Below are 23,697 nucleotides of genomic sequence, written 5' to 3' on the forward strand. Positions count from 1 at the left end.
GCGCCCCCCGACGATAAAAAATCCAGCATTTTTGAGTGATTTTATGTCGATTACCCCGCTCCGGGTAGGGAGCCGCGGGGAAAGCGATCGCCGCGATGCGTCGTCTTCCGAGCGGGTCTTGTCCCGGCTCATCAGCACTTTCGAGGCCTCGTCCGACCCTTCTTCTCTGCGGGAGCTGCGTGCGCTTGCCCGCGAGCGCGACCCGGAGCTGCTCGGCGAAGGCTTGCTTTCCTTGGCCGGCCGAATGGAAAGCCGGAACGAGGACGCCAAAGCCCAACTCATTTACGAAGCAATACTCGAGCTGTTCCCCCCTTTTGAAAAAGGCACGCAAGGTCCGGCTTTGCCGGACCGCGCAGCAAATTCGCAGAATTTGCGAAGTCTAACACCAGAGGGGATTTCCCGGCGGGCCCAAGAGCGCCTGGCGCTGCATCAAGGCAGCGGTTCCTTCGGCGCCCGCTTCGAAATGCATGCCCGACATTTTTTCCACCAAGCTTCCGATCCGGCCATGATCGCCGGCATGGGCGCGGCCGGTCTGGTTTCGAATGGATTGAGGCTCGGCGTTCTCAGCCGCTTGGCGGCGCGGCCGGCTTCATGGATGACCCGCGGTTTCGGGGCCCGCTTTGGTGCCGGCGCGGCTTCTCTCGCTTTCGAGGCCCCGGCTTTCACCGCCGCGGTTCATGGCGCCAACGCGGTCTTGGGCCGCCCGCAAGACATGAGCCAGGGCGGTCTCGGTCATGAGCTGGCTTCGGGTTATCTCTTGCTCGGCGCCTTGCGCTTGAGCGGCGGAGCCCACCGGGCTTTTGCCCAGCGCTTTGCCGCCGGCGGTTCTCTTTCGCCGGCTCAGAGCTTCGGCATGGGCTTGCTCGAGCAGGGTGGAACCTTCGGCGCGATTTTGGCTTCGCAGCGGGCCGAGCAGGCCCTGGGCTTGCGTCCGGCGTCTTCGGGCGACGCGATGGCGGTCGATGCCTTGGCCACTTTGCTGCAGTTCCGCGTCGGCTCGCGATTCGCCGATGCGGCCTTTGGCCCGCGGTATCAGGGTCTGATGCGGGAGATGCGGGCGCGAAGCGATGCGGTAGGGGCGGGCCTTGCGCCCGCCCGGGCCACGAGCGGGGATTCGGCAGCCTGGGCACCCGCAAGGGGTGCCGCTACCCCCGCTTTCGCCGGTCCCCAACTGCCGAACGTTCTGATGATGAGCTCGAGCCGGCCGCCGCCCAAAGGCGCGGCGACCTTGATTCCGGAGCCCTTGTCGAACGAACCCTCGCGAGTGGCGCTTCGGCCGCCGATCCCGAGCGTTTCCGAAGTCCAAACCATTCCCACGGCCGCCGAGGCCTTGCGACAATTGCGCGAGGCGGCGCCGAAAGCCCAAGCCCGGCGCTTGAAGGAGATCTATCAAGCCGGCCAATTGGCCGCGCTGGGCTTGGAGGTCGAGCAGCTTGCCCGAAGTTCGGCCAACGCCGCCGAGTTCGCCGCCGCCCGGCGGCGGCTTCAAGACCTGGAAGCCGAGTTCGATCTTTATTACCAGGCCGAGCTCGGAAAAACTCCGGTGGAGCAGCGCTGGCGCCGCTTCCAAGAGTGGCAGAACCAGCTCTATCCGAGCGATCCGGCCGGCTTGGCCCGGGTCCATCGGATCGCCCGGGCGATGGGCTTGCCCGACCTTTTCACTTTCAAGGCCGAGGCCATCAAGCTCAAGGCCCGAGTTCAAAACAACCAGGAGGCGGCCGACTATTTCCACGACCTCTCGCTGGTGCGGAATTTCTTGCGAGAGCGGGGCCTGAACCGGGCGGTCGAGAGCAATCCCGACGGTCAGCTCCTCTCGAACCTCCTGTTGCGCGGCGACGGCAATTGCGTCACCTTGTCGATGCTCTTCGCGCATTTCGCCGGGCGAATCGGGCGGCACTTGGAGATCGGGCTTTTGCCGCGCCACACTTTCCTGGTCGCCAAGCATGGCGGCGCCATCGACAGCATTCTGGATTTCGGCACGGTTCTTTCGAAGCCCTATTTGGCGCGAGCCATCGGGCCCGAGATGAAGGCCCTTCCGGCCCAGCACCTTTTGACCCTGCACCTTTTAAACTTGGGCAAGCGCGGCGTGAACGAAGGCGATTTCGGGCCGGCCGAGTCGACCCTCTCCTTGGCCCGGGGCCTGCTGCCGGAAAATCCGCGGCCCTACCTGCAACTGGGCAGCCTCCACCAGCGGCGCGGCGAGGTCGAGCTCGCTTTCCAAAACTACGCTCGGGTGCACGCCCTCCATCCCACCGACATGCATTTCTACAACAATTTGCGGTTTCGGGCTTGGGAGCGTCTCGCGGTGGGTCAATATCGTGAAGCCGAGGAAGCGCTCAAGCAAATGAACGAGCTGCGGGCCGACGACGTCGACGTCTTGCGCGGCCTGAAGCTGATCTACGAGCGGACCAACCGGCGCCGAGAAGCCGCCGAAATGCAAGACTTCATCGAAGCGATGGAGTAAGAATGCCAGGGTGCTCGACTATCTCGTCCTAACTCTTCGAATCCCAACCGCGCTCGTGGAAAATGCCAGCGCTTGGCTCTTCACCCGTTCCTGCCTGGGCTTGGAAACTCAATCGAGCGGCGATTACGCCCGCCTCCGGGCTTATTTTCCGACCGAGTCTTGGAATCGAAGTTCGGCCGCCGCGCTGGAGCTTGGATTTCCCGGCTCCACGATCGAGTCCGAAACCTTGATCCGGCTGCCGGCGGCCGAGGAAAGAGCGGCGGCGATTCGCCGCCTGACCTTGGCCGGCGAGAGCTTCTCCCTCTTATCCGGCCCGGCTTTCGGCAGCGGCGCCCATCCCACCACCCGGCTTTGCGCCGAGCTGATGCGAAGTCAGTGGCGGAAAGGGTGGCGGGTCCTCGACGTCGGCACCGGCACCGGCATCTTGGCCCTGCTCGCCCACCGGCTGGGTGCCCACCAAGTCGATGCCGTCGAAATTTCGCCGGAGGCCCGCGAGAACGCCCGGGCTAATTTCGAGCTGAACCAAGCCGGCGCCATCGACCTGAAAAGCGATTTGCGGGAAGTCGAAGGCCGCTACGATCTCATCCTGGCCAATTTGCTGACGCCGACGATCCTTCATTGGGGGGAGGAAATGCTCCGGCGCCTGGAGCCCGACGGCGTTTGGATCGTTTCCGGCGTGACCCTGGACGAGAGGGCCGAGTTCATGGAGCGCTTCGCGGATAAAGTTCGCTTGGACGAAGAGCGAAGCAACGGCGAGTGGATGGGAATGAAGCTTGGGAAGCGGGGCTAAAGCCCCTGGCTACGGGCCCCAGCGAAAGCGGGTCGTGACCTTGATGTCGGGATGGATCGACTGGGCCACCGGGCAGGTGTGGGCGGCCTTTTCCAGGGCCTCGATTTGCTCCGGCGAGGGCCGGACCGGCGCCGCGATATCGACGTTGAGAGCGGCGACGCGGCGCGGCCCTTCGGTCGACATGACCTTCTCGACCTGAATTTCCATCCCTTCGAGCGGAATCTTCTCGCGGCGGGCGACGATGCCCATGATCGTGGCCATGCAGCTGCCGAGGCCGGTGGCCAAGAGGTCGGTCGGCGAGAAGCTCTCGCCTCGGCCCTGATTGTCGACCGGCGCGTCGGTGCTGAGCTTGGTTCCGGAAGGCTCATGGCGGGCGTTCACCCGGAGCTCGCCTTCATATTTCAGCGCGATCTTCACCATAGGAACATCTTAATGCAGGGTATAGCCCGGCGCCAGCTCGAAGGCGGCGATCTCGGCGTCGAAGCGCTCGTTTTTATCGAGACGGATCATCTGGTAGGTGCCGCGCATTTGGCCGGTCGGGGTCTTGAGCGGGCAGGCGCTGGTGTATTCGAAAGATTCGCCGGCGGCCAAGACCGGCTGCTCGCCGACCACGCCCGGCCCCTTGACCTCCTCGACGTGACCGCCGCCGTCGGTGATGATCCAATGACGGCTGACGAGCTGGACCGTGGTTTGACCGCGATTGGTGATTTTGACGTGGTAGGCGAAGAAGAAGTAATCTTCTTCGGGATTGCTTCGGTCGGCGAGGAATTCGCTTTCGACCTCGACCAGGACGCCATGGGTTTCGGCGGCCGAACGCGGGTTCACGGTGTGCTTCATGAGGAGGGCTTCCTAGACCTATTTCGGGGCCTCGCGCCAGCCCTTTTTGCGGTGGGGCGGGCCTAAAGGCCCTTGCTACCCTTTTGTAGCCAGGGGCTTTAGCCCCGCTCTCGGGTGTCCTTTTTCCACAAGCCTCGGATTTTTTTCACCAGCCACATGGGTCCCACTAACAGATAAACCGGGTTGGAGAAAAAGGCCGGCGGCTTCCCTTCGACCGCGTGGCCGACGAATTGGAAGATCCAGCCCACCACGAAGAGAATCAACGCCACCTTCCAGTTGAAGAAGAAGCAGGGCAGGCTGACCACGATCATCGGGATGCCGATGGCATGCATGACGTGGTTGAAGGGATGGGTGTGGGAACGCTTGTAGTTCTCGACCAGCTCATTCAACCGAGAGGGCGACGAAGCCTGCATACATGAATAAGACCACAAGTCCGACCAAGGCATCAAGGGTGGGGCCCCCGATGAGGACGAAGCGGTTGGGCCGCTCGCCCGGCTTGGGCCGCAGCGGGATCGTGGCGAGCATGAGCAGGCGGCCGGCCAGGAAGGCCAGAGCCAGGTAGCCGAGGCATTCCCAAAGGTTGGGATAGACCGCGGCGGCCTCGATTTTTCGGCCGAGCCGGCCTTCGAGGTAGGGGTGGGAGAGGAGGCGAAAGAGCAGGCCGCCGCCGAACAAGACTTCGATGCCCGGCGAGCCGGCGAGAAAGCGCCCGACGAAGGGAAGAAAGGAGAGGATGCTGATCGCCACGGCCGCGATCACGCCGGCCCGGATCGCCACCATCACGAAGGGCTCGACGCTGGCCCAGGCGGCTTTTTCCTGCAGGCCCAGGAGCACCGGAGTCAGCCAGACCAGCAGGCAGCCCAGGACCAGGGCCTGAAAGAGAACGCCGAAGATTTGGGCCAAGCAGCCGGAGGAAAAGGCGTCCTCGTTCTCCTTCTGGGACGAAGTCCAGCGGAGGGCGCCGTGGAAGGCCGCTTCGGCGAGCAGGAAAAGCGCCACCGCGATCAGCACGTCGCCGTTGCCGAAAGTCTTCAATCCATGCCATAGGCTTTGCCAAAACATGGGCGGTGTATAGTCATGGCTTCGGATCGCGAAAAGAAAATTCTCCATCGAGGAAAATATTTGCAGCTTTGCGCCGGCGGCGGCTGGGAATGGGTCGAGCGGGTCGGCTGCAGCGGAGTCGTGATGATTTTGCCGCTGACCGAGGGCGGCGAGGCGGTACTGATCGATCAATTCCGGGTTCCGCTGGCGAAGCGGGTGATCGAGTTTCCGGCCGGCTTGGTCGGCGACCGCGAAGCGGCCGAAGAGAGCCTGGAAACCGCGGCGCTTCGCGAGCTGGAAGAGGAAACCGGCTTCACCGCCGAAGAGATCACCCGAGTGGCCTTCGGTCCGCCTTCGGCCGGTTTGAGCCCGGAGTCGGTCGACATCTTTCTGGCCACCGGCTTGACCCGGGTCGGCGAAGGCGGCGGCGATGAAACCGAGGATATCGAAGTGGCGGTGGTGCCCTTGAAAGAGGTCGACCGGTGGCTGGAAAAGAAGATTGCCGAAGGCTGCCTGGTCGATCCGAAGGTTTATGCGGGGCTGTATTTTATTTTCAAGGAGGCATCCCGGTAGGGGCGGGCCTTGCGCCCGCCCGCGTGCACGGACGCGGTTTGGGTAGATGGGGCACCCGCAAGGGGTGCCCCTACCGTTTATTTTCTCAATAGCCAGTAATAAATGTATCCGAAAGTCTCCCGTAACAGGAACTTGAAGCGATTCCAGCGGCTCCGGACCAGGGTTTGGGGCACCGGCGCCGGCTCGGCCTTCAGCCCGACGTCTTGGGCCATCAGCATGGCTCGCTTGAGGTGGAGCGGATCGCTGACGATCAGGACCTTGGCATTGGGATCGGGGAGGACCTTGACGGCCTCTCGGAAATTCTCCAGGGTCCGCATCGAGAGCTCCTCGACCAGAATGTCGGAATCGGGAATCCCTTGCTCGATCGCATAGCGCCGGGCGACTTCGGCTTGGGCGATCGTCTCGGGCACGTTGGGTCCGCCGGTGAAGAGCAGCTTCTTCACCTTGCCTTCACGGTAAAGGAGGAGGGCGTAGTCGACCCGGGTCCGGAAGACCGGTAGCAGCGCGCCGTTGTGACTGCGGGCGCCGAGCACCATGGCCACGTCGGCGGCCGGCGGGTTGTAGTGATTTTGGGGATAGCGGGCGATGCTCATGGCTACCGTCGCCGGCAGGATCGTCAAGCCGAGGAGGGCGAGTCCCAGGCGGCGTTTCCAGCGCCGGCCCTTCGGCTCATTCCCCGATGATCTTGACGAGGACCCGCTTTTTGCGACGCCCATCGAATTCTCCGTAGAAAATTTGCTCCCAGGGTCCGAAATCGAGCCGGCCTTGAGTCACGGCCACCACCACCTCGCGGCCCATGATCTGGCGCTTGATGTGGGCGTCGGCGTTGTCCTCGCCGGTGTCGTTGTGCCGGTATTGGCGAATCGGCTCGTGGGGAGCCAAACGCTCGAGGAAGACCTCGAAGTCGTGATGCAGGCCCGATTCGTCGTCGTTGATGAAGACCGAGGCGCTGATGTGCATGGCGTTGACCAGGACCAGCCCCTCGCGGATGCCGCTTTCCTCGAGCGCGGCCTCGACCTGCGGCGTCAGGTTGACGAAGGCCCGGCGAGTCGGGATGTTGAGCCAAATTTCTTTGCGGAAGGACTTCATGTTGGCGCGGTCATCCTGTTTTGGCCTTGTCATCCCGAGCGTAGCGAGGGATCCCTGCGGAGACTTTCGGCGCCAAGAGCCTCCGCAGGGATTCCTCGTCGCTAAAGCTCCTCGGAATGACAGGTTCCTATCATGTCAAAGGATAGCTCTGCTCGATCCGATAGATCGAGGATTTAGGCGAAGGGGTGCTGGAGTACAAGTGAAACTCGCGGACCTCGAAGGTCTCGGCTTGGAAGGCGCGATGCTTGGCCAGAAAGGCTCCGACCTCGCGGGGCGCCGGAAATTTGCAGCGGCCCAGGGTGAGGTGAGGGCTAAAGGCCTTGGGTTCGGGCGGCAGGCCAAGACCGAGGAGGGTTTTCTCAATGGCCTTTTGCAGGTCCAGGAGCCGGGTCTCGTTTCGGAAGCCAAGCCAGAGGATTCGAGGCCGCATCGGTGTGGGAAAGACTCCCAGGCCTTGGGGCTGGAGCCGAAAGGCCTCCGGCCGAAGCTCGCCCAAGGCTTCGCGAAGAGCGGCGAAGCCCTGGCAATCGGTCTCGCCGATGAAGCGGAGCGTCAGGTGGAGGTTCTCCAGCGGCGTCCATTTGACGCCGGGCAAGCTTTCCTCCAACAGGGGAGTCAGGCGCTGGCGGAGGCTGTCGGGGATATCGATGGCGGTGAAAAGGCGCATGGAAATCGTAAAATCTTGGTGACGGCGAGGTGCCGTCGGTTTTTCAGAATTTTTGTCGTGCTTCCGACACCTTCAAGCAACGCTTGGCCTTACTTAAACTGTTTTCTCAAAAAAAATTCATAATCAATTGAAATTACTTATAAAAATTTCACACAATCTTTAGGTCAAAAGTCGCCTCGCGGTCCCGCTCGGCGAGGGATAAGTCGAGCCGCGAACCTCTCAATTTTGTACCGGAAATCCACCCGACAAAATTAGCAATTTTTCTCTGGTTCCGTCGAGTTATAGCCAAACCCAAAGCAATGCCTTTCGAGGAAAAGGAGAACGGCATGTTACGTCGAAGTCTGCTGGGGCTCAGTGTGTTGACCTGGCTTTGCCTGCCGGGTCTGGCGGGTGCGAAGAACTCGGTTGTCGGGATCAAGACGCCCAGCGCCTCTGCCCCCGTTAAAACCGGCAAAGGCTCGGTTCAAGGTTTCAAAATCGAACAGCCGGACGCCGAGCCGGCGCCGATCAAGGTCGCCAAGAGCTCGGTGGTGGGCACCACCCCCAGCGCCACTTCCCAAAATGGCTCCTCGAAATCGGAGGAAGCTCCCCAAGCAGCGAAGCCCACGAAGAACGCCGGTTACGACAAGGGTTTTTACATTCAATCGGATGACGGCAAGTACAAGTTGGTGTTCAGCGGCTACGCGCAGTTTCAGTTCGAATTCGACCGGGTCAAAGGTGAGAACAAATACGGCTTCCGGGTTCGCCGAGCCCGTCTGACTTTCGCCGGGAACCTGGTCAACAAGAGCCTGACCTACAAGTTCCAAATCGATCTGGTGAAGTTCAAGGACGAGCTGCTGCTCGATGCCTACATGAACTACAAGTTCTACGAGCAGCTCGAGGTTCGCTTCGGCCAGCAAACCGTACCTTATATTCGCCAGCACTGGGTCAGCAGCAGCGAGCAGATGTTCATCGATCGGTCCCTGGCCTCCATCGAGTTCATCAACGCTATCGATCAGGACACCGATAAAGACGGGCTGCCCGACAAGCGGGTTCGCAACGGCCGCGACGTCGGCCTCATGCTTCATGGCCGCGCGGCCGGCAAGAAGGTGGAATATTATGCCGGCGTCTTCAACGGCAGCGGCACCAACACCATCAACGTCAACAACGATTTTCTCTATGCGGCGCGGGCGGTTTACAACCTCAAGGGCGATTTCGGTTACAGCGAAAGCGATTACGATTTCACGACCAGCCCGGCGGCTTTCGTCGGGGCCTCGGGTTTTTATAACGAGGTCGATCTCTCGGCCGATAAATTGAGCCAAGTAGGCGCCGAAACCGGTGTAAAGTACAAGGGGCTGGCGATGACCGGCGAGTTTTTCTATCGCAACACCAAGCCCGGCGACCCCGAGCTTTCCAAGACCAACGATTACGGCTATTACGCTCAGGCCGGATATTTCGTCCTTCCCAAGAGAATCGAGGTCGCCGCCCGGGCTTCCCAAGTCTTTTTGGAGGGACTGCAGAACGACAAGGCCGAGTTTCAGCTCGGCGTTAACGGCTTTCCCCTCAAGTCGAAGAACCTCAAGCTGCAGAGCGACTATTCGGTGTTGCCGACCGCAACCAAAGACGGCGTGCAGACTTCTCAAAGATTCCGGCTGAGGTTGCAAACCAAGTTCTAGCGATTTCGGCTTGCGATTGGCGATGGGGACGGACTAAGCATGACCCTGGGTATGGGGGTTTCCTGGAGGAACCATGGCGAAACCCCAAGCGGTGAATTATAAAAAGGTCGGCCTTCTCTCGTTGGTCCTGGTTTTCTGGGCCGGCATTTGCGCCACCCAGATGGGTGGCTCGGAGAAAGCCGCCGCCCCCCAGCCCGCCGCCGAGCCGGCCCCCGGCCCCCAGCTCATCCAAGAAAGCGTCGCCGCCACCCACCCCTCGATGCCGGTCGAGAAGGCCGGTCCGGTCAAGAACGTCATCCTCATGATCGGCGACGGCATGGGCATCCAGCAAGTCGGCCAAGCCGTCATTTACCGTCAGTTGCGCAAGGCCGGTGAGCCCGAGCTGGCCCTGGAAAAAATGATGAAAGGGCATTCGAGCGGCCTGACCCGCACCACCAGCTACGGCGAGATCGTCACCGACTCGGCGGCGGCCGCCACCGCCATCGCCTGCGGTATGAAGGTCTTGAATGAAACGGTCGGCCTCGATCCCAACGGCTACCCTTGCGAGACCATCCTCGAGAAAGCCGAAAAAATGGGCAAGGCCACCGGCTTGGTTTCGACCACCCGCATCACCCACGCCACGCCGGCCAGCTTCGCCGGCCATCAGGTCTTCCGGGACATGGAAAATGAGCTGGCCGAAGACATGATCGAGCGCCACGACATCGACGTCATGCTGAGCGGCGGCATCGCCAATTTCATTCCCCAATACCGCGACGAGGTGAAGAGGGAGCCGATGAAGGCCGTCGACCTCGAGGAATGCGTCGGCCTCAAGCCCGAGATCGACGGCAAGAGCAAGCGCGAGGACCAAAAGAACCTCATCGCCGCCGCCAAGAGCAAGGGCATGACCTTCGTCTGCCGATCCGAGCAGCTCGACCGGATCAGCCTGGCTCCGGACACCAAGGTCCTGGGCTTATTCAGCGCTTCGGTCATGCCGATGATCCAAGAGCGTCGATCCATCGCCTCCTTGCCCTCGTTGGCTCAGATGACTCAGGCCGCCTTGAACCTCTTGGACCGCAAGCCCAAGGGCTTCTTCTTGATGGTGGAGGGGGGCTTGATCGATTATGCCGGCCATGACAACGACGCCGGCACCATGCTCCAAGAAACGCTGGATTTCGACGAGGCCATCCAGGTCGCGATGAATTATGTCGACCGCCATCCTGACACTCTGCTGATCATCACCGCCGACCACGAAACCGGCGGCTTCGGTTTCGCTTACGGCAAGAAGATCGAATTCGAGTTGGCTCTGCCTTCGGGCTTGGCCTACCACAAGCCCTACGACTTCGCGGCCTTCACCAAATACGACTTCCTCATCAAGCAGAAGAAATCCTTCCGGGCCATTCTCGAGCCCATCACCAAGAAGCTTTATTCGAAGGACGGCGAAAAGACCTACTCGATGGACGCCGCGGTGAAGGACCTGATGGCCGCCATCAAGAAGGAAACATCCTATTCGATCGGCGAAGCCGAGGCCCGGCGGATCCTGCATCGTGAGCCCGGCGCCAAGGACGCCTCGCCCGAGGATTTTCCCGAGTTCTACGTCCATTCCTCGATTCATCCCAACATCCTGGGCCGGGCGGTCTCGGACCAAAATCACGCGGTTTGGGCCAGCGGGACCCACACCGCGACTCCGATCCTGACCTTGGCCCGAGGCCCCGCGCGCTATGCCGAACGGGTCAAGGGCTTCATCGACAACACCGATATCTACAAGATCATCGAGGATGCGCTGAACAATCGGTAGATTGTCATCCTGTGGTAAATCGTCATCCTGAGCGAAGCGAAGGATCTGCGACTGGGCAAGAAACGATCATGCTCCAGCGTACCTTCGCCCCCTCGGAATTCCGTAAGAGGATGCGAAGAAGCTTGGGCCATTCAAATAACCTTGGCGGGTCGCAGATCCTTCGCCCCAGTCTCACTCGAACCTGCGGCGTTCGACTGGGGCCCCCGCTCAGGATGACCTCCTCGCTCAGGATGACGAGGGCCTCTGTTGACCCGAGTCAACGGGGCTAAAGCCCCTTGCTACTGGACCGACTCCAAATCCCTGTGCTAATCATGAAGGATGCCGATATCCTTCAAGGAATTTCGCCGCCTGGCTTCCCGGGGCAATCTGATACCGCTCGTCGAGACCCTGAACGCCGACACCGAGACCCCGGTCTCGGCCTTCCTCAAGATGACCGAGGGGCCGCACCGCTTTCTCTTCGAATCGATCGAGGGCGGTCAGCGCTGGGGCCGTTATTCCTTCCTCGGATCCGAGCCCAGCCTGGTCCTTCGCTCCCGAGGCGATGTCATCGAAATCCGCCGCGGCAAGCGGGTCGACCGCCTGCAAGGCAATCCGCTCGACGCGATCCGCGAAACTCTGAAGGGCTTTCAGCCGGTCGACGGCGAGGATCTGCCGCGCTTGGTCGGCGGCTTCGTCGGTTACCTCGGCTACGACATGGTCCGCTTCATGGAGAAGCTGCCCGACCGGAAGAAGCCGAGCCTGCCGCTCGACGATTGCCGGCTCATGCTCCAGGATTCCTTGGTGGCCTTCGATAATTTCCGCCACGAGGTCAAACTGGTGGCCATGGCCCACCTCGACGGGCGGGTGACCGAGAAAAAGGCCTATGAGAAGGCCTTGCGGCGCCTGCAAGCTTTGGCGGCGCGCCTGAAGAGGCCGTTGCCCAGGGAAAAGGCAAGGCGGAAGGCCGGGGCGATCAAGCCGAAGAGCAACACCTCGGAAAAGGATTTCCACCGGATGGTCGAGGCGGCCAAGGAATACATCCGGGCCGGCGATATCTTCCAGGTGGTCCTCTCCCAAAGATGGGAGACGCCCTTTCGCGGCTCGCCCTTTCAGGTTTATCGTGAGCTGCGCCGGCTGAATCCCTCGCCCTACCTGTTTTACCTCCAGATGGAGGACCAGGCCTTGGTCGGCTCTTCGCCCGAGGTGATGGTGCGGCTGGAAGATTCCAAGGTGACGGTGCGTCCGATTGCCGGAACCCGGCGGCGGGGCCGGGACGCCGAGGACGAGGTCCGGATGGAGCAGGAAATGCGGGAGGATCCCAAAGAGGTCGCCGAGCACATCATGCTCCTCGACTTGGGCCGGAACGACGTCGGCCGGGTTGCGAAGAAGGGGACGGTCAAGGTGACCGAACGCTTGGTGACCGAGAAATACTCCCACGTCATGCACATGGTCTCCAACGTCGAGGGCGAGCTGAGCCCGGGTTTCGACGCGGTCGACGTGGTCAAGGCGGCCTTCCCGGCCGGGACGCTCTCGGGCGCGCCCAAGATCCGGGCGATGGAGATCATCGAGGAGCTGGAAAACGCCCGCCGCGGGCCCTATGGCGGGGCGGTCGGATATTTCGATTTCTACGGCAACCTCGACATGGCGATCACCATCCGCAGCGTCGCCTTCGCCGGCGGCAAGGCTTGGTTCCAATCGGGCGGCGGCGTCGTCCTCGACTCCAAGCCCGAGCTCGAATTTTTGGAGACGAACAACAAGGCTCGAGCGGTATTGGAGGCACTTAAGCGATGCTCCTGATGATCGACAACTACGACTCCTTCACCTATAACCTCGTCCAGTATTTGAGCGAGCTCGGGGCCGAGCTCTTGGTGAAGCGCAACGACGAGCTGAGCGTCGACGAGGCCCGCCGGCTGAAGCCGGAGGCGGTCGTGATCTCGCCCGGCCCCTGCACGCCCAATGAAGCCGGGATTTCGCTCGAGCTCTTGAAAAAGCTCTCGCCCGAGCTGCCGATCCTCGGCGTTTGCCTCGGCCACCAGGCTCTCGGCCAAGCCTTCGGCGGCAAGGTCGTCCGGGCCAAGAACGTCATGCACGGCAAGACCAGCCTCATCCATCACGACGGCAAGACCCTGTATCAAGGGCTGGAGAACCCCTTTGTCGCCACCCGCTATCATTCGTTGCTGGTCGAGCGGGAGAGCCTGCCCGACAGCCTGGAGATTTCGGCCTGGACCGATGCCGGCGAGATCATGGGCCTGCGCCACCGCGAATATCCGGTCGAGGGCGTCCAATTCCATCCCGAGTCCATCTTGACCGAGGCCGGCAAGGATTTGCTGCGGAACTTCCTCAAACGGGTGGCGGCGCGATGAATACCCCAACGACGGGAATGAGGGAACTACTGCGCAAGATCGTCGACGGTGCGCCGCTGAGCCCTGCGGAGATTCGCGGCGGCTTCGAGGCTATCCTCAAGGAGGAGACCCGGGATTCGGAGATCGCGCTTTTCCTGACCTCGCTCTCGACCCGCGGGATCGACGCCGACGTCTTGACCGAGGCGGCGAAAGTGCTGCGCGAAAAGATGACTCCGGTGCGCCTGACGACGCTCGGCGCCATCGACACCTGCGGGACCGGCGGCGACAAGACCGGCTCTTTCAACTTTTCGACCGGCGCGGCGCTCTTGGCCGCGGCCTGCGGGGTCCCGGTGGCCAAGCACGGCAACCGGGCGATCAGCTCGAAGTCGGGCAGCGCCGACCTGCTGGAGGCATTGGACATTCCGATCGAGCTCGGCGCCGAGGAAATCGCGGCCGCCGTGGCCCGCGACGGCTTCGGCTTCATGCTGGCGCCGCGCTTCCACCCGGCCACCGCCCGGGTGCAGCAGATCCGCAAGCGCTTGGAAACGACGACCGTCTTCAATTTCCTGGGCCCGCTGCTCAATCCGGCCGGGGTGAAGCGGCAGGTGGTTGGGGTTTTCGCCCCGGCGATGCGGCCGGTCATGGCCGAGGCCTTGCGGCGACTGGGGACCGAAAAAGCCTGGGTGGTCAGCAGCGATCAGGGGATGGACGAGTTGAGCACCGGCGGCTTAACCTACGTGACCGAGGTGAGCCCCGAGGGTTTGCGGGAAGAGCTTGTTCAGCCCGGCGACGCCGGCCTGCGCGAGAGCGACGTGAAGTTCCTGGCCGGCAAGGACGCGGCCCACAACGCTAAGTTGCTGCGAGGAATTTTCGACAAGACTTTTTTCGGACCGATCCGCGACGGCTTGGTCTTGAACGCCGCCGCGGCTTTGGTGGTGGCGGACAAGGCGAAGGATTTGAAAGAGGCGGCGGTGCTGGCCAAGGACGCCATCGAGAGCGGGGCGGCGGCGGATATTTTGGAGAGGTTGAGTAAAAGACAAATGTCGTCCCGAACGGAGTGAGGGATCCCTGCGGGATAGTTTTTCGAAAAGGTCATCCGCAGGGATTCCTCGTCGCTCCTCGGAATGACAAGGCAACGTATGTCCATCTTAGATAAAATCTTCGATTACAAGAAAGACGAGCTCGCGCACTACAAGCGCCAGGCCCGGCTGGAGGACCTGCGCTCCAAGGTCCGGGACCATGCTTACCGTCCGCTGCCGTTGCGTCGCCGGCTCGAGGACAGCGCCGCTCCTTTCGCCGTGATCGCCGAGATCAAGCAGCGCTCGCCCAGCAAGGGCCTGCTCCGGGAGAATTTCGATCCGCCGGCCATCGCCCGGGATTACGAAGAGCACGGCGCCGCCGCCCTGTCGGTCTTGACCGACGAGCATTTCTTCGGCGGCCATCTCGACCATCTCCGCCAAGTCCGGGCGACCGTCGATTTGCCTTTGTTGCGCAAGGACTTCGTCTGGGATCCTTACCAAATCTATGCCGCCCGCGAGGCCGGGGCCGATGCGATTTTGCTGATCGCCGCGATGCTCGGCAGATCCCAGATCGAGGATCTCGAGGGCCTTGCCGAGGAGCTGAATCTCTCGGTCCTGTTGGAAGTTCACGACGCCGCCGAGGCCGACTTGGCCGCCGCGGTCGGAGCCCGGTTGGTCGGGGTCAACAACCGCGATCTCAAGACCTTCAAGGTCGACGTCGCCTTGAGCGAGAAGCTCCTGCCCCGGTTGCCGGCCGCCGCCCTCAAGGTCGCCGAGAGCGGCCTCGACAAGCGCGAAACCTTGGCGCGCTTGAAGGCCGCCGGCATCGGCGCCTTCTTGATCGGCGAGGCCTTCATGAAAGCCAAGAGCCCCGGCTCCGCGCTGAAGGAGTTGCTCCAATGACCTTGGTGAAGATCTGCGGCCTGACCAATTTGAACGACACTCTCGACGCCATCGAGCTGGGCGCCGATTACTTGGGATTCAATTTCTATCCCGATTCGCCGCGCTTCCTGCCTTACGAGAAGGCGAGGGAAATTTTTCAGGAGATCCCGACCAACATCCCGAAGGTCGGAGTCTTCGTCAACGCCGACCCCCAAGAGGTCCTCGACGTCGCCATCGAACTGGAGCTTGACTTGCTTCAATTCCACGGCGATGAATCGGCCGAGTCCCTCAATGTCCTGGGAAGGCCCTGGTACAAGGCTTTTCGTCTGAAGGAAGAGGCCGACCTGATCGAGATCCCCAAATACCAGTGCGAGTGGATCTTGGTCGACGCTTATTCCGAAAAAGCCTACGGCGGCACCGGGCTGACCGCCCATTGGGACCTGGTCCGCGAGGCCGGGAAGCTCGGCAAGAAGATCATCCTGGCCGGCGGCCTCAATCCCGAGAATGTCGGGATCGCGGTGGCGACGGTGAACCCCTTCATGGTCGACGTGGCCAGCGGGGTCGAGGAGCAGCCGGGGATCAAGGACCGGCACAAGATGGAAGTTTTCATTTCCCGGGCCAAAGCCGGGCTGACGCGAGTCAAATGACCGGCCGCAGAGGACGGTCATCCTGAGCCAGCAGGCGAAGGATCCACTACCGGGTCCGTAGAGGATTCCTCGTCGCTTTGCTCCTCGGAATGACAGTGCTAGGAAACGAATCGATGGCGAAAAAATTCGATTTCAAAAAATATCCCTTTCCCGACCGCCACGGCCGCTTCGGCGAATTCGGCGGCAAATTCGTCGCCGAAACCTTGATGCCGGCCTTGAGCGAGCTCGAGCTGGCTTACAAGAAAGTGAAGCGCGATCCCCGTTTCAAGAAAGAGTTCAACCATTATGCCGCGACCTACGTCGGCCGCCCGACGCCGCTCTATTTCGCCGGCCGCTTGAGCGAGAAGCTGGGCCTCAAGATTTATCTCAAGCGCGAGGACCTCTGCCACACCGGGGCCCACAAGGTGAACAACACCCTGGGGCAGATCCTGCTCGCCCGCCGGATGGGCAAGAAGCGGATCATCGCCGAAACCGGCGCCGGCCAGCACGGCGTTGCCACCGCCACGATGTGCGCGCTCTTCGGCCTCGACTGCGAAGTCTACATGGGGGCCGAGGACATCCAGCGCCAGGCCTTGAACGTCTTCCGGATGAAGCTGCTCGGCGCCAAGGTGATCCCGGTGACCAGCGGCTCGGCGACCTTGAAGGACGCCTTGAACGAGGCCCTGCGCGATTGGATCACCAATATCGAGACCACCTACTACTGCATCGGCACCGTGGCCGGTCCTCATCCCTATCCGGTCTTGGTCCGCGATTTCCAAAGGGTGATCGGCGACGAGGCCCGGCGCCAGATCCTCAAGGCCGAAGGCCGCCTGCCCGATCAGGTCGTGGCCTGCGTCGGCGGCGGCTCCAATGCGATGGGCATTTTTTTCCCCTTCCTCAAGGACGAAGGGGTTGAGCTGGTGGGCATCGAGGCCGCCGGCGACGGCGTGAAGAGCGGGCGTCATGCCGCCACCCTGGTGGCCGGCCGGGTCGGGGTTCTCCACGGCCAGAAATCCTATCTTTTGCAAAGCGCCGAGGGACAGATCACCGAGACCCACTCGATCAGCGCCGGCCTGGATTATCCCGGAGTCGGCCCGGAGCATGCCTTTTTCAAGGAAACCGGCCGGGCCCAATACGTTCCGGTCACCGATGCCGAGGCCATGGAGGGCTTCGACCTGTTGACCCGCTATGAAGGCATTTTGCCGGCCCTCGAAAGCAGCCATGCCGTGGCCTATTTGAAGAAAGCACCCAAGGGCAAGCTGCTGGTGGTCAATTTGAGCGGCCGGGGCGACAAGGACATGGGCACCATCGCCCGCTATAAGAAGGTCACCCTTTAACCCATGAAGAACCGCATCGAGAAACGATTGGCCGCGCTGCAGCGGGAAGGGAAGAAGGCCCTGGTCGCCTTCGTCACCGCCGGCGATCCCCACCTGAAATGGACCCCTCAAGTCGTCCTGGAATTGGAAAAGGCCGGCGCCGACGTCATCGAGCTGGGCATGCCCTTCAGCGATCCGATGGCCGATGGGCCGGTCATTCAAAAGAGCAGCGAGCGGGCCTTAAAAGCCGGGACCACCTTGAAGGGGATTTTTCAGGCCGTCGCGAAAATCCGAAAAACCAGCGAAATTCCTATACTTTTAATGGGATACTTCAACCCGGTTCTACAGTACGGCATCCCCGAATTTTTCGCCGCCGCCAAGCGGGCCGGAGTGGACGGTGCCTTGCTGGTCGACTTGCCGCCGGAAGAGGGCGAGGAGGTCCGGCGCGCCGCCAAGGCCGAGGGGATTTCCCTGGTCTACCTGCTTTCCCCGACCAGCGGCCGGGAACGGATCGACCTGGTCCGCCGGAAGGGCTCGGGCTTCATCTATTATGTCTCGCTGACCGGGGTGACCGGAGCGGCCATTCGATCCACTCAATCCCTCCACCAAAAGTTGAAAGAAGTCGTCAAGGACAGCCCGCTACCGGTCTGCGTGGGCTTCGGCATCAAGACCGCCGATCAAGCCGCCGCCGTGGCGCGGGATGCCGACGGGGTGGTGGTGGGGTCGGCCTTGGTCGATTGCTTTGCCAAATCGCCTCCCAAGCAGGCCATCGCTAAAGTTTCTCGCCTTGTTCGCTCCATGAGCAAAAAGATCCACTAACCAAGGTCGGTTTGAAAGGGACTTAAGTGGCTGGCCCCGAACGGGTCCTGTCCGGTCTGCACCCCCACCGTCCTCGCAAGCTGCGGGCGGCGGGGGGCCCCCGCCCGGCCACCCGTTCGGGGCCAGAAGAAGCTTGGGCAAACAGAGTCCGTAGGTTTGTCATCCCGAGCGGAGCGAGGGATCCTTGCGGAGTATTTTAGGCTAAAAAACTCCGCAAGGATTCCTCGTCGCTTCGCCCCTCGGAATGACAGCAAAAACAGCAAAAACAACTGTTTGCCCAGCCTCTTCGGGAGCGGGTGGCTCGATGACGGGGGACCCCGCCGCCCGCAGCCCCTGCGAGGACGGCGGGGGTGTCAGCGAGACAGGCCCTGCTCCCGCTGCCCAAGCCCCTTGAAGTACCAATTTGAATTCGAGCAGCCACAAGGCAAACCAAGGCATCCCCCCACACCCCAAGCAAGAAAAATTTAACTTTTTCAAAACCTTCCATTCCTCAATTCGTTCCGACACTTATCTTGACCAGTTCGGGTCTCTGACATTACGGTGGGTCCCGCTTTCCTATGGGACCGAAACGCAGCGATGAAGAACTGATGGTGGCCTTTCAGGGCGGCGATTCGCCGGCCTTTGAAGAGCTGCTGAAGCGGCATCAAAATGGGGTGTATAACTTCATTTACCGCTTCTTGGGCAATCGCGAGACGGCCGAGGAGGTCTTTCAGGAGGCCTTCTTCAAGGTCCACCAAGCCGCCGACCGCTATCTGCCCAACGGCAAGTTCACCACCTGGCTCTACACGATCGTGCGGAATCTCTGCGTGGACACCTTTCGCCGCAAAAAAATCCGGGACGCGATCAGCCTGGACGAGCGGCGCGACGAAGGCGAGGCCAGCCTCGGCGACAAGATCGCCGGCGACAATATCCCGGCCGACATCCTTTCCTCGGCACGCCAAATCGAAGCCGCCTTGGAGAGGGCCTTGGCCAAGCTCAACGACGACCAGCGCGAGGTTTTCTTGCTGAGGGAAAAAGAAGGATTCAAGTTCGAGGAGATCGCCGAGATGACCGGCGTTTCGGTCAACACAGTGAAGAGCCGGATGCGATACGCCCTGGAAGGGCTTCGTCGGGCTCTTAAACAGTCGAAGTACCGCGAATTGCTGGAGCGTGAGTAGATATGGATAGACAAATCTTCGAAATCCAAATCGTCGATTACCTCGAGGGCGAGTTGAGCCCGGCTGACTTGGCCGAATTCAAAGCGGCGCTCCAGCAAAACCCGGATTGGCGCCTCGAGCTCGAGTCCTTCGGCCGGCTCCGCGATCTTTACCGCGAAAAACTGCCTTCGGTGACGGCTCCGGCCGGCCTGGCCGAACGGGCTTTGGCCCGCCTGCCCAAGCCCGAGCGCAAGCGCTGGGCCTTCTTCGGTATGGGAGCTTTCTGGCGGCCGGTGCTGACCGGCGCCTTCGTTCTCGCCTTCACCCTGGTCGGAACCTACGAATACAAGCGCTGGCGCGACACTTCCTTGCCGGTGGCCAAGGCCCCGGTGGCCGCGCCGGCTCCGAGCGAGACCGTCGCCGTCGCAGCGCCTGCCCGTAATCCCGATTTTGGCGAGCCCAGTTTCGCGCCCAGCCGCATTCGGCCCTATCGAGCTCCGGCTTGGCGCTCCAATCCCAATCCCCGCTTGGCCGGTGGAGGCCAGGTCTCTTTGGCCAGCTTCGGCAGCGGCGCTTCCAGCTTCGACATGGGAGGCAGCGCCGACATCTATAGCCTGGAGCAGGAGGCCCAGCTCGGCCTCGCCCAATTCCTCCACCAGCAAGCTTTGCGGATGAACGGCTTGGGCGACCACCAAGGCGCGGCCGAGGCCATCGCCGAATTGGTCCAGAAGTACCCCAGCTACCCCCGTATCTTCGAAGCCATGGCCCTGCGCATCGGTTGCCTCTTCCAGCTCGGCCAGATTCAAAAAGCCGAGCAGGAGCTGACCTGGCTTCGCCAGAACTCGCCGGGCTTGGCCGACTTGGTGGAGCAGCGTTGGAAGGGCAATACCACCCCTAAAAATTCCGAGACTCCTTCATTTCTTTAAGCCACAATCCTTTAGATGAATGACGAAGGCTACATGCGCCTGGCGATCGCCGCGGCCCGCCAGGGCGTCGAGCAGGGACAGACGCCGTTCGGCGCCTGCATCGTGCACGAGGGCGAGGTCCTGGCCTGCGGCAACAACCAGGTTTGGGCCCGGCACGACATCACGGCTCACGCCGAGATCGAGGCCTTGCGGATCGCCGGCGGCGAGAGGAAAAGCATCGATTTGAGCGGTGCCACGATTTATTGCACCTGCGAGCCCTGTCCGATGTGCTTCGGCGCCATCCATTGGGCGAAGATTTCCCGGATCGTCTATGGCTGCGACATCTCCGACGCCCGCGAGTTCGGCTTCAACGAGCTGCCCATCTCCAACCAGACGATGAAGCGCGAAGGGGGAAGCGGGATGAAGATCGAAGGCGGCCTATTGCGCGAGGAGAACCGTCGTTTATTCGAAATTTGGGCGGCCCGCGAAGACCGCCGCCATTACTGAACCTATGTCCCAACCCATCGTCAGCGAAGCGAAGCAAAAAGAGCTCGAAGCCCGGCTGGCCCGCTTGGGTCTGCGCGAGGCCGATTTCGAGGAGGAGTTCGTCCGCGGCTCCGGCGCCGGCGGCCAGAAGATCAACAAGACTTCGGTGGTGGTTTTGCTGACTCATCGCCCCAGCGGGATTCAGGTTCGCTGCCAAAGCAGCCGCAGCCAGGCCTTCAATCGCTTCATGGCCCGGCGGCTATTGGCCGACAAGGTCGAGGAGCGGGTGCTCAGGGAAAAGAGCGAGCGCCAGCAGAAAATCGAGAAAATCCGCCGCCAGAAACGCAAGCGCTCGAAACGGGCCAAGGAGAAAATGCTGGAGGGAAAACGGCGGCAATCGACCAAGAAATCTCTCCGCAAGGCCCCCAAAAGCCCCGAATATTGAGCCCACAACCCTCGCCAAAAGGGGTCGAAGAGGAAACATGGTTTTACCATTGGCTCTGTTCTTGGTTCCGGCGGCTTTGCTGCTGCTGAGCTGCGACGGCGAACCCAAAGATTCCAAGAAAAACGAAGAAAAGAAGCCGTCACCTCCCCGGGAGAAGCCCTGCGCCGGTCAGGTTCATGAGCTCGGCTTCGGTTCGGAGCGGGCGCAGCTTTGCCACGGCGACTCGCAAAAAGACGGCATCTTCCAAACGGCGACCGATCGGTTAAGCTTGCGCCGGGGAGCCGGGGGCTTCGCGACCGCCGATTCGACTGCCCTCTCGAATTTCGCCCAAAAATATGGGACGCCGCCCTTCGAAGGCCTTCATTTGGGCCGCTGGAACCAGGTGAGGACCTGGGTTTTCGCGGGCGGCGATTGGAGCCCAACGGCCGAACTTATGACCGGCGGCTTGGCCCGGCAATTACAATCCGAAGGCATCGCCCCAGCTCAATTTTTGACCCTGGCCGAACAAGCTCAAGGCTCGGGAACTTCCTCCCGCGTCGCCGCCTTGGCGATCGGCGGGGCTTTGCTAGCGCTGCAAAAGGAAGACAGCGACTTCACCCGAAAGCATCGGCGAGTCCTGGCCGGTATGATCGAGGGAATTCGGCATGGAAGCTTGCGGATTCAAGCCGAGCCCGCCGGCCAAAAAGCGCCTCACGGTCTCATGATCTATCGCTCGGATCTCGACGCAGTCTTGGCCGGCTCGCTCGAGCCTTACCGCGACACTTTCAGCCCGCTTTGGTTTCGCTCGGGTCTACTCCATGAGCTTTACCACTATCATCAGGACGCCCAAGCCGGGTCCAAGGATCATTTAACAGGGGAGAGGGAAGCCTATCTCTTTCAAGCCGAGTATCTCGCTTCGCGGCCGAAGGCAGAGCTGGAGCAAACCCTCGTCACTCTGCGGAAGATCTACACTCAACATCCCATTTTCGGTGCTCTGCGGGCGGTGCAGGCTTCGTCGTTGGCAAGCGCCGAAGCGAAGGCCGGCATTGCCGAGGCCGACCAAGCCATCCAGGACATTCACATTGATCTGATGTTTCATCTGCAGGTGAACAGCCGCAATGCCTTCGTCCGCCCCAGCGGCGTCAGCAGCCCCGAGGAGGCCCTGGTTCAACTGGTGAATCAGCGACAGCTCAGGCTGAAAGAAATCAAAAAAATTGCCGGGAAGCCGTCTTTCGAGCGGGCGGTGAAGGAGCGGAATGAATTGATCGATCACCTCGATGCTTATCTCAAACTGTCGGTTTCGGCCATCGGGTACCGCTATGCGATAGAAGCTTCCCGGCTGCCCGATCCGCGATTGGCCGACCGCAAGGAGCTCGAGCGCCTGGTCACCGAAGGCAAAACCCAAGTCAAGACCGAGCTGCGGGGTTATCCGGTTTTCCGGGCCTTGGAAATGCGTTTGGATGGGGTCGGGCGGCGGCCTTAGGCTCAGTACATCGGCGGCAAGCCCTCGCAGCCGCCGGCCTCGTTCAGCTTCTGCTCCAAGCGCTGCCAAAATCCGGTGCTTTCCAACTCCTCCACCGTGTAGGTGCCGGCGAAGAATTGTTCATAAGTCTCGGTCTCGCCGTGGGGCTTTCCGGCGTCCTGTTTCCAGCAATAATACTGCATCGTATGGAGAGGGATTTTGGCGATCCGCAGCTGGGTCGGCCGCAAGCTGACCCGCTTGTTGTGGGCGCTGAAGAATTGGCTTCGCTGCTCGCCACTGAGGTTGGGCGGCGGCTCCGGAAACCAGCGCCGATAAGTCGTCTCGTCGATCAAGGCCTCCGGCATCGCGGCTTCGGGCAGCTTGGTCATGCCGTAAGGGTTGTCATTGTGATCGATATAGGCGTTGAGCAAGCCGGAACCCGGCGTGAAGCTCGTCGTGAATAAGGGAGACGGGACGTTGCGGGACTCTCCGTTGGAGCCGAGGCCGGGAATTTTGCTCGCGACCGCCAGGCCGGCCAAGCTCGACGAAAGGGTCGAGAGCCCGTCGTCGATGGCCGGCTCGGCGGGAAGCAGGGGTTCGAGGGCGTCCAGCATGGCTTGGAAGGGCGTCCGTTCGACCGCGAAGCGGGTCTGGCCGTGGGTGAATGCGACGGGCTCGGCGACGATATTGAGCTGCCGCATCATGCGATGGTTCAAGGCACCGGTGGTGCCGCAGCCGCCGGTGTAGTGCTTGACCGCAGGGTTGAAGGTCGGCTCTTGAGTGCTGCCGCTGCCTGGGACCGGCACTAAGGCGCAGGCCATCGCGGTGCCATGAAGGATGAAAGCCGCCGGCTGGGCTCCTTTCGTGCCCCAATAGACCTCATGAAATTCCTTTCCGCATTCGCCGGTCAGGCTTTGGGGGCTGCCCAAAGTGTGCTGGAGCTTGTTTCGCTCCCACTCCAACCATTGGCCCAAGGTTTCCCAGCGGTTGTTGCGGAGCACCCCTTGGCGCAGCAAGAACTTCATCGCGACCAAGGGCGGGGCGGGAGTGGAGCCGGCCGCGTCGTAGCCTTCGTCCTCCACCGTTCCGGGGGCGCCCCAAGGCGCGCTGCCGGCGGGGAAGTAACGGAACATTTGGCGCCCATCGAGCAGAACCGCCAGGTCGGAGGCTCGGTAATCGCTGAAGCTCCAGGGGAGAAAAGATCCGAGCTCGAGGGCCAGCTGCATCGCCAAAGTTTTGAGATAAAGGTCGAAGGTCGCCCCCGGCTCGTAGAGCACGTGAGTGTAATTGTCCTTCATCAAAGTGGCGGCGAAGGGCAGGGGCTGGGGGAGGGTGCCGGTGTCGGGGTCGAGGTTGGAGGCGAGCAGCTCATCGAGGCGAGCCGGCTTCTGGCTGAAGCCGCTATTTTGAT

Annotated in this window: 25 protein-coding genes; 17 read left to right on the forward strand and 8 right to left on the reverse strand. The window is 61.7% G+C overall.

Annotation, left to right across the window (positions count from 1 at the left end):
- The first annotated feature begins 43 nt into the window (after window positions 1–43).
- Both VJR29_07880 and VJR29_07885 read left to right on the forward strand, forming a co-directional pair.
- Window positions 44–2,464: a tetratricopeptide repeat protein gene (locus tag VJR29_07880; GenBank protein HKY63320.1), complete on the forward strand. Its 2,421-nt coding sequence runs from the start codon at window positions 44–46 to the stop codon at window positions 2,462–2,464.
- Between the two features lie 10 nt (window positions 2,465–2,474).
- The gene (locus tag VJR29_07885; protein HKY63321.1) at window positions 2,475–3,254 is read left to right on the forward strand and encodes a 50S ribosomal protein L11 methyltransferase; all 780 of its coding nucleotides are present in this window, start codon (window positions 2,475–2,477) and stop codon (window positions 3,252–3,254) included.
- A 9-nt stretch (window positions 3,255–3,263) separates the two neighbouring features.
- Here VJR29_07885 and VJR29_07890 read toward each other — a convergent pair whose 3' ends face one another.
- The 4 genes from VJR29_07890 to VJR29_07905 all read right to left on the reverse strand — a co-directional run bounded on the left by VJR29_07890 (window position 3,264) and on the right by VJR29_07905 (window position 5,153).
- Window positions 3,264–3,674 carry an OsmC family protein gene (locus VJR29_07890; protein HKY63322.1) on the reverse strand — a complete coding sequence of 137 codons (411 nt, stop codon included), beginning with the start codon at window positions 3,672–3,674 and terminating at the stop codon, window positions 3,264–3,266.
- A gap of 9 nt (window positions 3,675–3,683) precedes the next feature.
- The gene (gene apaG / locus VJR29_07895) at window positions 3,684–4,091 is read right to left on the reverse strand and encodes a Co2+/Mg2+ efflux protein ApaG (protein HKY63323.1); all 408 of its coding nucleotides are present in this window, start codon (window positions 4,089–4,091) and stop codon (window positions 3,684–3,686) included.
- 98 nt (window positions 4,092–4,189) lie between these two features.
- The gene (locus VJR29_07900; GenBank protein ID HKY63324.1) at window positions 4,190–4,423 is read right to left on the reverse strand and encodes a DUF962 domain-containing protein; all 234 of its coding nucleotides are present in this window, start codon (window positions 4,421–4,423) and stop codon (window positions 4,190–4,192) included.
- A gap of 49 nt (window positions 4,424–4,472) precedes the next feature.
- A complete protein-coding gene (locus VJR29_07905; GenBank protein HKY63325.1) occupies window positions 4,473–5,153 on the reverse strand; it encodes a hypothetical protein in 681 nt (226 codons plus the stop codon).
- Window positions 5,154–5,168: 15 nt separating this feature from the next.
- Here VJR29_07905 and VJR29_07910 point away from each other — a divergent pair, with 15 nt between their 5' ends.
- On the forward strand, window positions 5,169–5,705 hold the full coding sequence (locus tag VJR29_07910; protein ID HKY63326.1) for an NUDIX hydrolase: 537 nt from the start codon (window positions 5,169–5,171) through the stop codon (window positions 5,703–5,705).
- A gap of 77 nt (window positions 5,706–5,782) precedes the next feature.
- On the opposite strand, the gene VJR29_07915 is transcribed toward VJR29_07910, so the two are convergent.
- The 3 genes from VJR29_07915 to thpR all read right to left on the reverse strand — a co-directional run bounded on the left by VJR29_07915 (window position 5,783) and on the right by thpR (window position 7,461).
- A complete protein-coding gene (locus VJR29_07915) occupies window positions 5,783–6,421 on the reverse strand; it encodes a YdcF family protein (protein HKY63327.1) in 639 nt (212 codons plus the stop codon).
- Entirely contained in the window at window positions 6,375–6,794 is a 420-nt protein-coding gene (locus VJR29_07920) for a secondary thiamine-phosphate synthase enzyme YjbQ (protein HKY63328.1), read from the reverse strand. The genes VJR29_07915 and VJR29_07920 overlap by 47 nt, the downstream gene beginning before the upstream one ends.
- 130 nt (window positions 6,795–6,924) lie before the next feature.
- Window positions 6,925–7,461 carry an RNA 2',3'-cyclic phosphodiesterase gene (thpR, locus tag VJR29_07925; protein ID HKY63329.1) on the reverse strand — a complete coding sequence of 179 codons (537 nt, stop codon included), beginning with the start codon at window positions 7,459–7,461 and terminating at the stop codon, window positions 6,925–6,927.
- Window positions 7,462–7,787: 326 nt separating this feature from the next.
- Here thpR and VJR29_07930 point away from each other — a divergent pair, with 326 nt between their 5' ends.
- From VJR29_07930 to VJR29_07995, 14 genes are all read left to right on the forward strand, one after another.
- Window positions 7,788–9,116, forward strand: coding sequence for a porin (locus VJR29_07930; GenBank protein ID HKY63330.1), 1,329 nt, complete (start codon window positions 7,788–7,790; stop codon window positions 9,114–9,116).
- A gap of 73 nt (window positions 9,117–9,189) precedes the next feature.
- Window positions 9,190–10,890 (forward strand): alkaline phosphatase, encoded by a 1,701-nt coding sequence (locus VJR29_07935; protein ID HKY63331.1) that lies wholly within the window; start codon window positions 9,190–9,192, stop codon window positions 10,888–10,890.
- 318 nt (window positions 10,891–11,208) lie between these two features.
- A complete protein-coding gene (gene trpE / locus VJR29_07940; protein HKY63332.1) occupies window positions 11,209–12,666 on the forward strand; it encodes an anthranilate synthase component I in 1,458 nt (485 codons plus the stop codon).
- A complete protein-coding gene (locus VJR29_07945) occupies window positions 12,657–13,232 on the forward strand; it encodes an aminodeoxychorismate/anthranilate synthase component II (GenBank protein ID HKY63333.1) in 576 nt (191 codons plus the stop codon). Before trpE ends, VJR29_07945 begins: the two co-directional genes overlap by 10 nt.
- A 17-nt stretch (window positions 13,233–13,249) precedes the next feature.
- Window positions 13,250–14,272 (forward strand): anthranilate phosphoribosyltransferase, encoded by a 1,023-nt coding sequence (trpD, locus tag VJR29_07950; protein ID HKY63334.1) that lies wholly within the window; start codon window positions 13,250–13,252, stop codon window positions 14,270–14,272.
- 78 nt (window positions 14,273–14,350) lie between these two features.
- A complete protein-coding gene (trpC, locus tag VJR29_07955; GenBank protein ID HKY63335.1) occupies window positions 14,351–15,133 on the forward strand; it encodes an indole-3-glycerol phosphate synthase TrpC in 783 nt (260 codons plus the stop codon).
- Window positions 15,130–15,759, forward strand: a complete 630-nt coding sequence (locus VJR29_07960) for a phosphoribosylanthranilate isomerase (GenBank protein HKY63336.1) — start codon at window positions 15,130–15,132, stop codon at window positions 15,757–15,759. The genes trpC and VJR29_07960 overlap by 4 nt, the downstream gene beginning before the upstream one ends.
- A gap of 113 nt (window positions 15,760–15,872) precedes the next feature.
- Window positions 15,873–17,075, forward strand: a complete 1,203-nt coding sequence (gene trpB, locus VJR29_07965; protein HKY63337.1) for a tryptophan synthase subunit beta — start codon at window positions 15,873–15,875, stop codon at window positions 17,073–17,075.
- Between the two features lie 3 nt (window positions 17,076–17,078).
- Window positions 17,079–17,873 carry a tryptophan synthase subunit alpha gene (gene trpA, locus VJR29_07970; GenBank protein HKY63338.1) on the forward strand — a complete coding sequence of 265 codons (795 nt, stop codon included), beginning with the start codon at window positions 17,079–17,081 and terminating at the stop codon, window positions 17,871–17,873.
- Window positions 17,874–18,430: 557 nt separating this feature from the next.
- Window positions 18,431–19,030 carry an RNA polymerase sigma factor gene (locus VJR29_07975; GenBank protein HKY63339.1) on the forward strand — a complete coding sequence of 200 codons (600 nt, stop codon included), beginning with the start codon at window positions 18,431–18,433 and terminating at the stop codon, window positions 19,028–19,030.
- 2 nt (window positions 19,031–19,032) lie between these two features.
- Window positions 19,033–19,935, forward strand: coding sequence for a hypothetical protein (locus VJR29_07980; GenBank protein HKY63340.1), 903 nt, complete (start codon window positions 19,033–19,035; stop codon window positions 19,933–19,935).
- 15 nt (window positions 19,936–19,950) lie between these two features.
- Complete coding sequence (locus tag VJR29_07985; protein ID HKY63341.1) at window positions 19,951–20,421, forward strand: nucleoside deaminase; 471 nt, start codon at window positions 19,951–19,953, stop codon at window positions 20,419–20,421.
- Window positions 20,422–20,425: 4 nt separating this feature from the next.
- Window positions 20,426–20,845 (forward strand): peptide chain release factor-like protein, encoded by a 420-nt coding sequence (locus tag VJR29_07990; protein HKY63342.1) that lies wholly within the window; start codon window positions 20,426–20,428, stop codon window positions 20,843–20,845.
- Window positions 20,846–20,882: 37 nt separating this feature from the next.
- On the forward strand, window positions 20,883–22,307 hold the full coding sequence (locus VJR29_07995) for a hypothetical protein (GenBank protein HKY63343.1): 1,425 nt from the start codon (window positions 20,883–20,885) through the stop codon (window positions 22,305–22,307).
- A gap of 2 nt (window positions 22,308–22,309) precedes the next feature.
- Here the strand turns inward: VJR29_07995 and VJR29_08000 are convergent.
- Window positions 22,310–23,697, reverse strand: a 1,388-nt coding sequence (locus VJR29_08000) for a hypothetical protein (protein ID HKY63344.1), incomplete at its 5' end; no start/stop codon positions are given.

This window comes from bacterium, from assembly GCA_035281585.1.
GTDB lineage: Bacteria > UBA10199 > UBA10199 > DSSB01 > DSSB01 > DATEDP01.

What these genes read in the sequence shown, in the direction of transcription:
- trpE (HKY63332.1), top strand. Translation starts at nt 11,209, where the DNA reads ATGCCGATATCCTTCAAGGAATTTCGCCGCCTGGCTTCCCGGGGCAAT.
- VJR29_07935 (HKY63331.1), top strand. Translation starts at nt 9,190, where the DNA reads ATGGCGAAACCCCAAGCGGTGAATTATAAAAAGGTCGGCCTTCTCTCG.
- VJR29_07890 (HKY63322.1), bottom strand. Translation starts at nt 3,674, where the DNA reads ATGGTGAAGATCGCGCTGAAATATGAAGGCGAGCTCCGGGTGAACGCC.
- VJR29_07900 (HKY63324.1), bottom strand. Translation starts at nt 4,423, where the DNA reads ATGCATGCCATCGGCATCCCGATGATCGTGGTCAGCCTGCCCTGCTTC.
- apaG (HKY63323.1), bottom strand. Translation starts at nt 4,091, where the DNA reads ATGAAGCACACCGTGAACCCGCGTTCGGCCGCCGAAACCCATGGCGTC.
- VJR29_07905 (HKY63325.1), bottom strand. Translation starts at nt 5,153, where the DNA reads ATGTTTTGGCAAAGCCTATGGCATGGATTGAAGACTTTCGGCAACGGC.
- thpR (HKY63329.1), bottom strand. Translation starts at nt 7,461, where the DNA reads ATGCGCCTTTTCACCGCCATCGATATCCCCGACAGCCTCCGCCAGCGC.
- trpB (HKY63337.1), top strand. Translation starts at nt 15,873, where the DNA reads ATGGCGAAAAAATTCGATTTCAAAAAATATCCCTTTCCCGACCGCCAC.
- VJR29_07930 (HKY63330.1), top strand. Translation starts at nt 7,788, where the DNA reads ATGTTACGTCGAAGTCTGCTGGGGCTCAGTGTGTTGACCTGGCTTTGC.
- VJR29_07880 (HKY63320.1), top strand. Translation starts at nt 44, where the DNA reads ATGTCGATTACCCCGCTCCGGGTAGGGAGCCGCGGGGAAAGCGATCGC.
- VJR29_07920 (HKY63328.1), bottom strand. Translation starts at nt 6,794, where the DNA reads ATGAAGTCCTTCCGCAAAGAAATTTGGCTCAACATCCCGACTCGCCGG.
- VJR29_07995 (HKY63343.1), top strand. Translation starts at nt 20,883, where the DNA reads ATGGTTTTACCATTGGCTCTGTTCTTGGTTCCGGCGGCTTTGCTGCTG.
- trpC (HKY63335.1), top strand. Translation starts at nt 14,351, where the DNA reads ATGTCCATCTTAGATAAAATCTTCGATTACAAGAAAGACGAGCTCGCG.
- VJR29_07975 (HKY63339.1), top strand. Translation starts at nt 18,431, where the DNA reads ATGGGACCGAAACGCAGCGATGAAGAACTGATGGTGGCCTTTCAGGGC.
- VJR29_07985 (HKY63341.1), top strand. Translation starts at nt 19,951, where the DNA reads ATGAATGACGAAGGCTACATGCGCCTGGCGATCGCCGCGGCCCGCCAG.
- VJR29_07980 (HKY63340.1), top strand. Translation starts at nt 19,033, where the DNA reads ATGGATAGACAAATCTTCGAAATCCAAATCGTCGATTACCTCGAGGGC.
- trpA (HKY63338.1), top strand. Translation starts at nt 17,079, where the DNA reads ATGAAGAACCGCATCGAGAAACGATTGGCCGCGCTGCAGCGGGAAGGG.
- VJR29_07910 (HKY63326.1), top strand. Translation starts at nt 5,169, where the DNA reads ATGGCTTCGGATCGCGAAAAGAAAATTCTCCATCGAGGAAAATATTTG.
- VJR29_07990 (HKY63342.1), top strand. Translation starts at nt 20,426, where the DNA reads ATGTCCCAACCCATCGTCAGCGAAGCGAAGCAAAAAGAGCTCGAAGCC.
- trpD (HKY63334.1), top strand. Translation starts at nt 13,250, where the DNA reads ATGAGGGAACTACTGCGCAAGATCGTCGACGGTGCGCCGCTGAGCCCT.
- VJR29_07915 (HKY63327.1), bottom strand. Translation starts at nt 6,421, where the DNA reads ATGGGCGTCGCAAAAAGCGGGTCCTCGTCAAGATCATCGGGGAATGAG.
- VJR29_07960 (HKY63336.1), top strand. Translation starts at nt 15,130, where the DNA reads ATGACCTTGGTGAAGATCTGCGGCCTGACCAATTTGAACGACACTCTC.
- VJR29_07945 (HKY63333.1), top strand. Translation starts at nt 12,657, where the DNA reads ATGCTCCTGATGATCGACAACTACGACTCCTTCACCTATAACCTCGTC.